At 73.9% G+C, this 13,542-nt stretch carries 7 protein-coding genes; all 7 read left to right on the plus strand.

Translation table 11 applies throughout. The annotated features are described in order from the left end of the window. The first annotated feature begins 78 nt into the window (after positions 1–78). The 7 genes from ACZ407_RS31205 (at position 79) to ACZ407_RS31235 (ending at position 13,469) form a co-directional block, all read left to right on the plus strand. Positions 79–2,478 (plus strand): sodium-translocating pyrophosphatase, encoded by a 2,400-nt coding sequence (locus ACZ407_RS31205; protein WP_468134190.1) that lies wholly within the window; start codon positions 79–81, stop codon positions 2,476–2,478. A 128-nt stretch (positions 2,479–2,606) separates the two neighbouring features. After that, the gene (locus ACZ407_RS31210; RefSeq protein ID WP_468134192.1) at positions 2,607–3,182 is read left to right on the plus strand and encodes a small secreted protein; all 576 of its coding nucleotides are present in this window, start codon (positions 2,607–2,609) and stop codon (positions 3,180–3,182) included. A 192-nt stretch (positions 3,183–3,374) separates the two neighbouring features. After that, positions 3,375–4,898 carry a DUF7059 domain-containing protein gene (locus ACZ407_RS31215; protein ID WP_468134194.1) on the plus strand — a complete coding sequence of 508 codons (1,524 nt, stop codon included), beginning with the start codon at positions 3,375–3,377 and terminating at the stop codon, positions 4,896–4,898. A gap of 160 nt (positions 4,899–5,058) precedes the next feature. Then, complete coding sequence (locus tag ACZ407_RS31220) at positions 5,059–5,256, plus strand: hypothetical protein (RefSeq protein ID WP_468134196.1); 198 nt, start codon at positions 5,059–5,061, stop codon at positions 5,254–5,256. A gap of 277 nt (positions 5,257–5,533) precedes the next feature. Continuing rightward, complete coding sequence (gene topA, locus ACZ407_RS31225; RefSeq protein ID WP_468134198.1) at positions 5,534–8,398, plus strand: type I DNA topoisomerase; 2,865 nt, start codon at positions 5,534–5,536, stop codon at positions 8,396–8,398. A gap of 266 nt (positions 8,399–8,664) precedes the next feature. Further along, positions 8,665–11,955 (plus strand): dTMP kinase, encoded by a 3,291-nt coding sequence (gene tmk, locus ACZ407_RS31230; RefSeq protein ID WP_468134200.1) that lies wholly within the window; start codon positions 8,665–8,667, stop codon positions 11,953–11,955. Between the two features lie 302 nt (positions 11,956–12,257). Continuing rightward, the gene (locus ACZ407_RS31235) at positions 12,258–13,469 is read left to right on the plus strand and encodes a DNA polymerase III subunit delta' (RefSeq protein ID WP_468134202.1); all 1,212 of its coding nucleotides are present in this window, start codon (positions 12,258–12,260) and stop codon (positions 13,467–13,469) included. Positions 13,470–13,542: the final 73 nt, after the last annotated feature.

Below are 13,542 nucleotides of genomic sequence, written 5' to 3' on the forward strand. Positions count from 1 at the left end.
TTCCCGCGTACTGTTTTGATCGGGAACTGCTCCCTACAATCCGTCCACATCTTGAGCTCTTCACGTCAAGGAGGACGAATGACGGGGCTCTTCACCCCTCTCGCGCAAGCCCGCGATGCCGGGCTCGCAGCCGCAGTACTCACCGATGACAATCGGCTCATCGTGATCGTGATCGCGGCGGTTGCCGTGGCCGCACTCGTCGTCGCCCAGCTCCTGGTCCGCCAGGTGCTCGCGGCCGACGAAGGCACCGACAACATGAAGAAGATCGCGGCCGCGGTGCAGGAAGGCGCAAATGCCTATCTGGGCAGGCAGTTGCGCACCCTCGGCGTATTCGCCGTCGTCGTGTTCTTCCTGCTGTTCATGCTCCCCGCGGACAACTGGTCCCAGCGGGCCGGGCGTTCCGCCTTCTTCCTGGTCGGCGCGCTGTTCTCGGCGGCCACCGGATACATCGGCATGCGACTGGCCGTACGTGCGAATGTCCGCGTGGCCGCGGCCGCACGCGAGGCCACTCCCGGCGAGGGAGAACCCGCGAAGGACCTGACGGCCGTCGCGCACAAGGCAATGAAGATCGCATTCCGTACGGGCGGCGTGGTGGGCATGTTCACAGTGGGCCTCGGCCTGCTGGGCGCCTCCTGCGTGGTCCTCGTCTACGCCGCGGACGCGCCGAAGGTCCTGGAGGGCTTCGGCCTGGGCGCCGCGCTCATCGCGATGTTCATGCGTGTCGGCGGCGGCATCTTCACGAAGGCCGCCGACGTCGGCGCCGACCTGGTCGGCAAGGTCGAGCAGGGCATTCCGGAGGACGATCCGCGCAATGCCGCGACCATCGCCGACAATGTGGGCGACAACGTCGGCGACTGCGCGGGCATGGCCGCGGACCTCTTCGAGTCCTACGCCGTCACCCTGGTCGCCGCGCTCATCCTCGGCAAGGCCGCCTTCGGCGACCTGGGACTGGCCTTCCCGCTGATCGTGCCCGCCATCGGCGTGGTCACCGCGATGATCGGCATCTTCGCCGTCTCCCCGCGCCAGACCGACCGCAGCGGCATGACCGCCATCAACCGCGGCTTCTTCATCTCCGCCGTGATCTCCCTGGTGCTGGTCGCCATCGCGGTCTTCGCCTACCTGCCGTCCTCGTACGCGGACCTGAAGGGCGTCACCGAGGCCGCCATCACCGGCCACGACGGGGACCCGCGGGTCCTCGCGCTCGTCGCCGTCGCCATCGGCATCGTGCTCGCCGCCCTCATCCAGCAGCTGACCGGCTACTTCACCGAGACCAACCGGCGTCCCGTCCGGGACATCGGCAAGTCCTCGCTCACCGGTCCCGCGACCGTGGTCCTCGCCGGCATCTCGGTCGGCCTGGAGTCCGCCGTCTACACGGCCCTGCTGATCGGCCTCGGCGTCTACGGGGCCTTCCTGCTCGGCGGCACCTCGATCATGCTGGCCCTCTTCGCCGTGGCGCTGGCCGGCACCGGCCTGCTCACCACCGTCGGCGTCATCGTCGCCATGGACACCTTCGGCCCGGTCTCCGACAACGCCCAGGGCATCGCCGAGATGTCCGGCGACGTCGAGGGCGAGGGCGCCCAGGTGCTCACCGACCTCGACGCGGTCGGCAACACCACCAAGGCCATCACCAAGGGCATCGCCATCGCCACCGCCGTGCTGGCCGCCGCCGCGCTCTTCGGCTCGTACAGCGACGCGATCGCCGGTGCGGTCAAGGAGGTCGGCGTCAAGACCGGGGACATGGCCCTCAGCCTGGACATCGCCCAGCCCAACAACCTCGTCGGGCTGATCCTCGGTGCCGCCGTGGTGTTCCTCTTCTCCGGCCTCGCCATCAACGCCGTCTCCCGCTCCGCGGGCGCGGTGGTCTACGAGGTGCGCCGCCAGTTCCGCGAGCACCCCGGGATCATGGACTACAGCGAGAAGCCCGAGTACGGGCGCGTCGTGGACATCTGCACCAAGGACGCCCTGCGCGAGCTGGCCACCCCCGGCCTGCTCGCCGTGATGGCCCCCATCGCGGTCGGCTTCACCCTCGGTGTCGGCGCCCTCGGCTCCTACCTCGCCGGCGCGATCGGCTGCGGCACCCTGATGGCCGTGTTCCTCGCCAACTCCGGCGGCGCCTGGGACAACGCGAAGAAGCTGGTCGAGGACGGGCACCACGGCGGCAAGGGCAGCGAGGCCCACGCCGCCACCGTCATCGGCGACACGGTCGGCGACCCGTTCAAGGACACCGCCGGCCCGGCCATCAACCCGCTGCTCAAGGTCATGAACCTGGTGGCGCTGCTCATCGCCCCCGCGGTGGTGCAGTTCAGCTACGGCGAGGACGCCAGCCCGGCGGTCCGCGCGGTGGTCGCGATCATCGCGCTCACGATCATCGTCGGCGCGGTGTACGTCTCCAAGCGCCGAGGTATCGCGGTCGGCGACGCCGAAGGCGGGGCCGCGGAGCGGGTGGCCCAGCAGGCCGACCCGGCGGTCGTTTCCTGACCCGGAGGCCGTGCGCCCGAAAGGCGGACGGGCGGTGCGCTCTGACGCGCCGTCCGTCCGCCTTTCTGCGTCCCCGGCGGACGGGCGTGTATCTTCCGGGGCCGAGAGCCTTGGAAGGGACCAATCCGGTGAACAAGAAGCTTATGGCCGCAGTGTCCGGCGGTGCGGTACTGGTACTCGTGCTGTCCGGCTGCGGCGACGACGGCGACAAGAAGGTCAACGACTGGGCCAAGAAGGTCTGCGACCAGGTGCAGCCCCAGGTCAAGAAGATCGAGGACGCCAACGCGGCCATCCAGAAGGAGACCACCGACCAGAGCAAGGCCGACGTGGTCCAGAAGACCGACTCGGCGGCCTTCCAGTCGATGTCCCAGGCGTACGCGGCGATGGGCAAGGCCGTGCAGGACGCCGGGGTCCCCCCGGTCAAGGACGGCAAGAAGACGCAGGACGACGCCGTCGCCGAGCTGAACTCCATCTCCCGGTCGTACGCGAACCTGAAGACCAAGGTGGACGGGCTCGACAGCAAGGACCAGGCGAAGTTCGCCGACGGGCTCAAGGAGATCGCGGGCGAGCTCGACAAGCTCGGCAACAGCGGCAACGAGGCGCTGACGAAGCTTCAGTCGGGCGAGCTCGGCAAGGCGATGAAGAACCAGAAGAGCTGCCAGCGCACCGGGGCGGCCGGGGCGCCGGCCCCCGCCCAGAGCTGACCGGCGGGGCCGACCGGCGGGGCCGACCGACCGGAGCCGACCGGCCGGGGCTGCCCCCGGACCCCCGGAACCGACCGACCGGAGTCGGCCGGCCGGGGGCCGGGCTCCCCACCGGAGTCCGGCCCCCGCCGCATCCGCGCGCACCGGCAGGCCTGTGGACAAGTCGCCCCATCGTCGGGGCGAGCCGACACAATGGGCCTTGTGAGTACCACCAGCCTTCCCACGCCCCACCGGGCCGCCGAGCTCCGCGCCGCCCTGCTCGCCGCCGGGTTCACCGCCGACGGCCTGCTCGACCTGCTCGGCGCCCCCGCCTACGCCGCCCTCGCCCGCAGCGAGACCGTCCCCGCGCTGCGCGCCACCCGCGGAGACGGCCCGCTGAGCACCCTCGTCCGGCTGTTCCTGCTCCAGCGTCCGGTGCCGTACGTGCACGCGGCGGCCGCGCTGCCCGTCGAGGACGCCCTCGCCGACGGCTGGCTGCGCCGCGAGGGCGACGAGGTGCACGCCCGGGTCGACGTGCGCCCGTACGGCGGACCCTCCGGCGAGGACTGGTTCATCGTCTCCGACCTCGGCTGCGCCGTCGGCGGGGCCGGCGGCATCGGCAGCCGCGAGGAGGCGGTGGTCCTCGGGGTCGGCGGCGCGTCCACCACCCTCGCCGGGATCACGGTCCGCACCCCGGTCGGCTCCGCCCTCGACCTGGGCACCGGCTCCGGGATCCAGGCCCTGCACGCCTCGCAGCACGCCACCCGGGTCACCGCCACCGACGTCAACCCCCGCGCCCTCGACTTCACCCGGCTCACCCTCGCCCTCTCCGGCGCCCCCGAGGCCGAGCTGCTCGCGGGCTCCCTCTTCGAACCCGTCGGGGAGGCGACGTACGACCTGATCGTGTCCAACCCGCCCTTCGTGATCTCCCCGGGCGCCCGGCTCACCTACCGGGACGGCGGGATGGGCGGGGACGACCTGTGCCGGACCCTGGTGCAGCAGGCCGGGGAGCACCTGAACCCCGGGGGCTACGCCCAGTTCCTCGCCAACTGGCAGCACGTGGAGGGGGAGGACTGGAAGGACCGGCTGCGCTCCTGGGTGCCGCGCGGCTGCGACGCCTGGATCGTCCAGCGCGAGGTGCAGGACGTCACCCAGTACGCGGAGCTGTGGCTGCGCGACGCCGGGGACCACCGGACCGACCCCGCCGAGTACGCCCGGCGGTACGAGGACTGGCTGGACGAGTTCGAGCAGCGCCGCACCAAGGCGGTCGGATTCGGCTGGATCACCCTGCGCAAGTCCGGGGCCGAGCAGCCGTCCATCGTGGTCGAGGAGTGGCCGCACCCCGTGGAGCAGCCCCTCGGCGACACGGTGCGCGCCCACTTCGAGCGCCAGGACTACCTGCGCGGGCACGACGACGCGGCCCTGCTGGCCGGCCACTTCCGGATGGTGGCGGAAGTGGTGCAGGAGCAGGTCGGCATGCCGGGCGCCGAGGACCCGGAGCACGTGGTGCTGCGCCAGAACCGCGGGATGCGCCGGGCCACCACCGTGGACACGGTGGGCGCGGGCTTCGCCGGGGTGTGTGACGGCTCACTGAGCGCCGGCCGGATCCTCGACGCGATCGCCCAGCTGATGGAGGAGGACCCGGTCGTGCTCCGCGACCGGACCCCCGAGGCGATCCGGATGCTGGTGGACCAGGGCTTCCTGGAGCCGGTCCGGGCGGCGGGGAGCGAGGGCTGAGCCTGCGGACCGCGGGGAGCGAGGGCTGAGACAGCGGACCCCGGGGGCCGGTGCGTCCGAGTTCACCTGGGGTTCGTACGGATTTCGGCCTTCCGTACAGGCCTGCGTGCCACGCTCCCGGCGGGAGATCCCGGCGGGAGCCGGGAGGAGGGGGCGTGGCATGGAGACCGGACCCGCGGTGTTCGCCGGGCTGACGTTCGTGCTGTTCGGGGGCGGGCTGCTGGCCTGGACGGCCGCGCGGGCCCTGCGCCGGGCCCCCGTCGCGCACGGGGTGGCCCAGGGCGTGTCCGTCCCGCTCGCGCTGCTGGCCGGGGCGGTTCTGCTGGCCCTCGGGGCCTGGTGCTTCACCCGGCTGTGAGCCCCCGCGGGACCCGCCGGCCGGCCCCCCTCCGGTGCCCCTGCGGTGAAGGCCCGGTGGAGTCCGGGTGGAGGCGGTGCGACGGGACCGCGGACGGCGGGGAACGGCCGGGTCCGGTGCCGACGGCGGTATCCGGGCGGCAGGAATGGCACTAGTCGGGTTACCGTTCGAGTGGCCGTTGCGGGCTTCCGCCGTTTGACACGGGGGCGGGTTGTACCGTCACACTCCGCAGCGTCGCCGTACCGCGACCGAGTGCCGACCGGAGAGAAGAGCCAAGTTGTCCCCGACTAGCGAGACCGCAAAGGGCGGCCGCCGACTCGTCATCGTCGAGTCTCCTGCCAAGGCGAAGACGATCAAGGGCTACCTCGGGCCGGGGTACGTCGTCGAGGCGAGCGTCGGGCACATCCGCGACCTCCCGAACGGCGCCGCCGAGGTGCCCGAGAAGTACACGGGCGAGGTGCGCCGCCTCGGCGTGGACGTCGAGCACGACTTCCAGCCGATCTACGTCGTCAACGCCGACAAGAAGGCCCAGGTCAGGAAGCTCAAGGAGCTGCTGGCCGAGTCCGACGAACTCTTCCTCGCCACCGATGAGGACCGCGAGGGCGAGGCCATCGCGTGGCACCTGCAGGAAGTCCTCAAGCCCAAGGTCCCCGTCCACCGGATGGTCTTCCACGAGATCACCAAGGACGCGATCCGCGACGCCGTCGCCAACCCGCGCGAGCTGAACCAGCGCATGGTCGACGCCCAGGAGACCCGCCGCATCCTCGACCGCCTCTACGGCTACGAGGTCTCGCCGGTCCTGTGGAAGAAGGTCATGCCGCGCCTGTCGGCCGGCCGCGTCCAGTCCGTCGCCACCCGCCTCGTCGTCGAGCGCGAGCGCGAGCGCATCGCCTTCCGCTCCGCCGAGTACTGGGACCTGACCGGCACCTTCGGCACCGGCCGGGCCGGCGACGCCTCCGACCCCTCCACCCTGGTCGCCCGCCTGAACACGGTGGACGGCCGGCGGGTCGCCCAGGGCCGCGACTTCGGCTCCAACGGGCAGCTCAAGAGCGAGGTCCTGCACCTGGACGAGGCGAACGCGCGCGCCCTGGCCGCCGCCCTCGCCGAGACCTCCTTCGCCGTCCGCTCGGTCGAGTCGAAGCCGTACCGCCGCTCGCCGTACGCGCCGTTCCGCACCACCACCCTCCAGCAGGAGGCCAGCCGCAAGCTGGGCTTCGGTGCGAAGGCGACCATGCAGGTGGCCCAGAAGCTGTACGAGAACGGCTTCATCACCTACATGCGCACCGACTCCACGATCCTCTCCGACACCGCCGTCTCCGCGGCCCGGGCGCAGGTCACGCAGCTGTACGGCGCCGACTACCTGCCGGAGAAGCCGCGCGTGTACGCCGGCAAGGTCAAGAACGCGCAGGAGGCCCACGAGGCGATCCGGCCTTCGGGTGATCGTTTCCGCACCCCGGCCGAGACCGGTCTCACCGGCGACCAGTTCCGCCTGTACGAGCTGATCTGGAAGCGCACCGTCGCCTCCCAGATGAAGGACGCGACCGGCAACTCCGTCACCGTCAAGATCGGCGGCCGGGCGAGCGACGGCCGCGACGCCGAGTTCACGGCCTCCGGCAAGACCATCACCTTCCACGGGTTCATGAAGGCGTACGTCGAGGGCGCCGACGACCCGAACGCCGAGCTCGACGACCGCGAGCGCCGGCTGCCGCAGGTGGCCGAGGGCGACGCCCTGACCGCCGAGGAGATCACGGCGGACGGCCACGCGACCAAGCCCCCGGCCCGCTACACCGAGGCCTCGCTGGTCAAGGAGCTGGAAGAGCGCGAGATCGGCCGGCCGTCCACGTACGCCTCGATCATCGGCACCATCCTCGACCGCGGGTACGTCTTCAAGAAGGGCACCGCGCTCGTCCCGTCCTTCCTGTCCTTCGCCGTGGTCAACCTGCTGGAGAAGCACTTCGGCCGGCTCGTGGACTACGACTTCACGGCCAAGATGGAGGACGACCTCGACCGCATCGCCCGCGGCGAGGCCCAGTCCGTGCCGTGGCTCAAGCGCTTCTACTTCGGCAGCGAGGGCGCCGGCGAGGGCACCGCCGCCGAGGCCGGCAACGGGGACGGCGACCACCTGGGCGGCCTCAAGGAGCTGGTGACGGACCTCGGCGCGATCGACGCGCGCGAGATCTCCTCGTTCCCGGTCGGCGAGGGCATCGTGCTGCGCGTGGGCCGCTACGGCCCGTACGTCGAGCGCGGCGAGAAGGACGCGGAGGGCCACCAGCGCGCCGACGTGCCCGACGACCTGGCGCCCGACGAGCTGACGGTGGCGTACGCCGAGGAGCTGTTCGCCAAGCCGAGCGGCGAGTTCGCCCTGGGCAAGGACCCGGTCAGCGGGAACGAGATCGTCGCGAAGGACGGCCGCTACGGCCCGTACGTCACGGAGATCCTGCCCGAGGGCACCCCGAAGACCGGCAAGAACGCCGTCAAGGCCCGCACCGCCTCGCTCTTCAAGTCCATGTCGCTCGACACGGTCACCCTGGAAGACGCGCTGCGGCTGATGTCGCTGCCGCGGGTCGTCGGCGCGGACGCCGAGGGCCAGGAGATCACCGCCCAGAACGGCCGCTACGGCCCGTACCTGAAGAAGGGCACGGACTCGCGGTCCCTGGAGACCGAGGACCAGCTCTTCACGATCACCCTGGACGAGGCGCTGGCGATCTACGCCCAGCCCAAGGTGCGCGGCCGGGCCGCCGCCAAGCCGCCGCTGAAGGAGCTGGGCACCGACCCGGTCAGCGAGCGTCCGGTCGTGGTCAAGGACGGCCGCTTCGGCCCGTACGTGACGGACGGCGAGACCAACGCCACCCTGCGGCGGGACGACGACGTCGAGACCATCACGCCGGAGCGCGGCTACGAGCTGCTGGCGGAGAAGCGGGCCAAGGGACCGGCCAAGAAGGCCGCGAAGAAGGCGCCCGCGAAGAAGGCGACGGCGAAGAAGACCGCGGCCAAGACCACGGCGGCCAAGAAGACCACGGCGGCCAAGACCACCGCGGCGAAGAAGACGGCGGCGAAGAAGACCACCGCCGCCAAGACCACGGCCGCCGCGAAGAAGACCGCGGCGAAGAAGACGGCCGCGGCGGCCCCGGCGGACGAGTAGTCCCGGGGCGGGCGGGCAGTCCGCGGCGGACGCGTGGTCCGCGGCGGACGCGCAGTCCGCGGCGTCCGGTCCCGGAGCCGGACCCCGGCGGGCGGGCAGTCCGCGGCGTCCGGTCCCGGAGTCGGGTCACGGCGTCCGAGGAGGCGCGGGACGAACCGTGGCGGGGGCCCCGGGACCGGATGGTCCCGGGGCCCCCGCCGTTCCCCCGGAAGGGTGGCCCCATGCGCGGCATCCGCACCACCAGGCGCAGCGGATAGGCTGGGCGGATGACGCGAGCCGAGCAGCCAACGGTCGTGAACCCCACCTACGACGAAGCCCTAGCGGCAGACTCGCGCGAGCGCGCGGTCCGCTCCCTGCTGCGCATCCCCCCGCTCCGGCGGCTGTGGAGCGCCCAGCTGGTGAGCGGGATCGGCGACGCCGTGGCGCTGCTGGTCCTGGTGCTGCTGGCCTTCCAGGCCGCGGTGGCGGAGGACTCCTTCGGCGGCGGGTACCGGGGCGCGGCCTTCGCGGTCGCCGCCGTGTTCGGCGTGCGCATCCTGGCCACCCTGCTGTGCGGAGCGGCTCTCCTCGGCCCGCTGGCCGCGCTGACGGCGGCCGGCGGCAAGCTCGACCGCCGCTGGACGATGGTCGGCGCGGACGGGCTGCGGATCGCCCTGTTCGTCGTCGCCCCCCTGTGGATCGACTGGGTGCCCGCCCAGGCCCTGACCCTGCTGCTGGTCACCGCCTTCGTCTCGGGAGCCGCCGAGCGGCTGTGGACCCTCGCCAAGGAGAGCGCGGCCCCGGCCCTGCTGCCCCCGCCGCCCCCCGAGGGCGCCACCGTACGGCCGCTGCCCGACCACCTGGACGCACTGCGGCGGCTCTCGCTGCGCACCGGCTTCCTCGCCCTGCCGGCCGCGGCTGCGGTGCTCGTGGCCGCCGGGCTGCTCGGCAAGCTGCTCGGCCTGTTCGCGGACTGGTTCTCCGCCCACCAGGCGGCCCTCGGCTCGTACGTGGCCGCCGGGCTCTTCGCGGCGTCCGTCTCCCTCCTCGTACCGCTGGTCCTGCCGGACACCAAGACCCCGCGGCCCCGCTCGCCCCTGGACGGGCTGCGTCCGCCCGTGCACGGGGACCGGCCCGAGAAGGGCCGCACCGGCGCGATCCCGCTGCTCGTGCTCGCCTGCGCGGCCGTCGCCGGGGCGGTCTCCTGCGCCGTGGCCCTCACCGCCCTGCACGCCGACGACCTCGGCGGCGGGCCGGTGGCCTTCGCCCTGCTCGTGCTGGCGCTCAGCTGCGGCACCGCGGCCGGCATCCGGGCCGCCCAGACCGGCCGGGCCCTGCCGGGGCTGTCCCGGCGGCGGCTGCTGGCCCTGGCCATCGCCCTGACCGGCTTCGCCCTGCTGGCGGCCGGACTGGTGGGGGACACCTCCACCGTCGTTCTCCTGGCGCTGATCGCGGGCGTCTCCGCGGGCGTGGCCGCGAACACCGGCCACGCGCTGATCGACCAGGAGACCGAGGAGTTCCGGCGGGCCCGGGTCACCGAGCACCTCCAGGCCGTCGCCCGCATCGCGGTGGCGGTCGGCGCGGTGGCCGCCCCGCTGCTCGCGGCGGCCGTGGGCCCGCACCGGCTCGCCGGCGGAGGCCTCGTCTTCGCCCACGGCGGCGCGGCCTTCACCCTGATGCTGGTCGGCGCGCTGCTGCTGCCCGTCGCGGTGATCGTCCTCGCCCGCACCGACGACCGGCAGGGCGTGCCCCTGCGGCGCGACCTGCGCGAGGCGCTGCGCGGCGGCGAGCCCGCCCAGGCCCCGGCCCCGACCGGCTTCTTCATCGCCCTGGAGGGCGGCGACGGCGCGGGCAAGTCCACGCAGGTCAACGCCCTCGCCGAGTGGATCCGCAACAAGGGCCACGAGGTGGTCGTGACCCGCGAGCCGGGCGCGACCCCGGTGGGCAAGCGGCTGCGGTCGATCCTGCTGGACGTCTCCTCCGCGGGCCTGTCGAACCGCGCGGAGGCGCTGCTGTACGCCGCCGACCGGGCCGAGCACGTGGACTCGGTGGTGCGGCCCGCCCTGGAGCGCGGCGCCGTGGTCATCTCCGACCGCTACATCGACTCCTCGGTGGCCTACCAGGGCGCGGGCCGCGACCTGTCGCCCACCGAGATCGCCCGGATCTCCCGCTGGGCGACCGACGGGCTGGTCCCCCACCTGACCGTGCTGCTGGACGTGTCCCCGGAGACCGCGCGCGAGCGCTTCACCGAGGCCCCGGACCGGCTGGAGTCCGAGCCCGCCGAGTTCCACCAGCGGGTGCGGGCCGGCTTCCTGACCCTGGCCGCCGCCGACCCGGGCCGCTACCTCGTGGTGGACGCGGGCCAGGACCCGGAGTCGGTGACCACGGTGGTGCGCCACCGGCTCGACCGGATCCTGCCGATGTCGGAGCAGGAGCGCGCGGCGCAGGCCGAGGCCCGCCGGCTGGCCGAGGAGGAGGCCCGCCGCAAGGCGGAGGAGGAGCGCGCCCGGCGCGAGGCCGAGGAGAAGGCCCGTGCCGAGGAGGAGGCCCGCCGCAAGGCCGAAGAGGAACGCCTGCGCGCCGAGGAGGAGGCCCGCAGGGCCCGCGAGGCCGAGGAGGCCCGGATCCGGGCGGAGCAGGAGGCCGAGGAGGCCCGGCTGCGCGCCGAGCGGGAGGCCGAGGAGGCCCGGCTGCGCGAGGAGGCCGAGGCCCGCCGCAAGGCCGAGGAGGAGCGGGCCCGGCGGGAGGCCGAGGAGAAGGCACGGGCCGCGGAGGCCGAACGGCTGCGGCGGCAGGCCGAGGAGGAGGCCCGGCTGCGGGCCGAGGCCGAGGAGCGCCGCCGCGAGAAGCAGCGCAAGGCCGAGGAGGCCCTGCTGAAGGCGGAGGAGGCCCGGCGGCTGGCGGAGGCCTCGGCGGCAGCTGCGGCTGCTGCGGCGACGGCGACGGCGTCTGCGGGTACGGGCGCGGGCGGCGGTGGCGCAGGGGCGAAGGTCCCGATGACCAAGCCGGACGTCTCCGCGGCGGAGGCTCCCACGGCTCCGACCCCGAAGGTGCCGATGACCAAGCCGGCCGTCTCCGCGGCGGAGGCTCCCACGGCTCCGACCCCGAAGGTGCCGATGACCAAGCCGGACGCCCAGGCTGCGCCTGCGACGCGGCCGTCCTGGGCCGCCGAACCCGAGCCGGAGTCCGCGGCCGAGGCCGTGACGGTGGAGACCCCGATGGTGCGGCCCGAGGAGATCACGCAGACCCTCCCGGTGCCCGCCGTGGACCCGGCCGTGGACCCGGCGGCCGAGACCTCCGTACTCCCGCCCGTGCGGGAGCCGGACGAGACGGCCGTGCTGCCGCCCGTACGCCCGGAGCCCGCGGCCGACCGGTTCCCGCAGGGAATCTTCCGCGACGAGGCGCCGGCCGCGGCGCCCGAGGGGGCGAACGACCGCACGCGCGAGCTGCCGCAGCTCGACGCGTCGGGCCGCCCGCGGCGCCGCTCGGACTGGGCGGAGGAGACCCCGTTGGACGACCTCCCGAGCCTGGCGGACGAACTCCTGGGCCCCCGCGAGGAGGACGACCACCGCGCCTGACCCGGGGCTCCGCCCCCGACCCCGCGCCTCGATCCCTCCCAGCCCCAGGGGGCTGGGAGGCACCCCCTGCGGGGCTCGATTTCGCCCCGCAGGGTCCGTCCCCTCAACGGATCCTGGGGGGGCAAAGGACGGCCCGTCCGGCGTTTGAGGACCGGGGGCCGGGGGCGGAGGCCCCTGCTTTCGGGGAGGGCGGGGTGGGGAATGGGCCCCGCAGGGCACTCCGCCCGCCCGGCGGCCGGCTGTCCGTGCCACGGGCCACAATGGAGGGCACGGACCGGACGCGGAGAAAAGGGGCGGCACACATGCCCGTGTGGGACGACCTGGTAGGCCAGGACCGAGTACAGGCACAGCTCACCGCCGCCGCTCGCGACGCAGACGCCCTGGTCACGGCCGTGGACGCAGGCCAGGAACCCCCCGCCGCCTCCAAGATGACGCACGCGTGGCTGTTCACCGGCCCCCCCGGCTCCGGCCGCGCCGAGGCCGCCCGCGCCTTCGCCGCCGCCCTCCAGTGCACCAGCCCGGACCGCGCCCTGGGCGGCGAGCCCGGCTGCGGGTTCTGCGACGGCTGCCACACCACCCTCGTCGGCACCCACGCCGACGTGGAGATCGTCCGTACGGACCTCCTGTCGATCGGCGTGAAGGAGACCCGCGACCTGGTCCGCCGGGCCCAGCTGTCCCCGGCCGTCGGCCGCTGGCAGGTGATCGTCCTGGAGGACGCCGACCGGCTTACCGAAGGCGCGGGCAACGTGCTGCTCAAGGCCGTGGAGGAGCCCGCCCCGCGCACCGTGTGGCTGCTCTGCGCCCCCTCCCTCGAAGACGTGCTCCCCACCATCCGCTCCCGCTGCCGGCACCTGACCCTGCGCACCCCGTCCGTCGAGGCCGTCGCCGACCTGCTGGTGCGCCGGGACGGCATCGAGCCGCCGGTGGCCGCCGCCGCGGCGCAGGCCACCCAGGGGCACATCGACCGGGCCCGGCGCCTGGCCACGGACGAGCGGGCCCGGGAGCGGCGGGCGGCCGTGCTGCGGGTCCCGCTGCGCGTGGACGACGTGGGCGGCTGCCTGAAGGCCGCGCAGGAGCTGGTGGACGCGGCCGCGGAGGACGCCAAGCAGGTCGCGGAGGAGGTCGACGCCAAGGAGACCGAGGAGCTGCGCGCCGCCCTCGGCGCGGCGGCCGGCACCGGCGGCCGGATGCCGCGGGGCACGGCCGGGGTGATGAAGGAGCTGGAGGACCGGCAGAAGCGCCGCAAGACCCGTACCCAGCGGGACAGCCTGGACCTCGCCCTCACCGACCTCACCGGCTTCTACCGCGACGTGCTGGCCCTCCAGCTCGGCTCCGGGGTGGCCCTGGCCAACGCCGCCCAGCGCCAGGACCTGGACCGGGTCGCCCGGGCCTCCACCCCGGAACGCACCCTGCGCCGCATCGAGGCCGTCCTCGCCTGCCGCGAGGCCCTCGACCGGAACGTGGCCCCGCTGCTCGCGGTCGAGGCCATGACCATGGCGCTGCGGGCGGGCTGAGCGCCGGCGGGGCTTTCACTCGTACGAGCCAGGCGGGCTCCTGAGCGGGCACGGTCCGGCTGCGGAAGGCTAG

The sequence above is a fragment of the Streptomyces sp. NPDC030809 genome, from assembly GCF_055572195.1.

Bases quoted from the DNA above. Each gene is read 5' to 3' on its own strand.
- ACZ407_RS31220 (WP_468134196.1), top strand. From the start codon at position 5,059: ATGGAGACCGGACCCGCGGTGTTCGCCGGGCTGACGTTCGTGCTGTTC.
- ACZ407_RS31205 (WP_468134190.1), top strand. From the start codon at position 79: ATGACGGGGCTCTTCACCCCTCTCGCGCAAGCCCGCGATGCCGGGCTC.
- tmk (WP_468134200.1), top strand. From the start codon at position 8,665: ATGACGCGAGCCGAGCAGCCAACGGTCGTGAACCCCACCTACGACGAA.
- ACZ407_RS31235 (WP_468134202.1), top strand. From the start codon at position 12,258: ATGCCCGTGTGGGACGACCTGGTAGGCCAGGACCGAGTACAGGCACAG.
- ACZ407_RS31215 (WP_468134194.1), top strand. From the start codon at position 3,375: ATGGGCCTTGTGAGTACCACCAGCCTTCCCACGCCCCACCGGGCCGCC.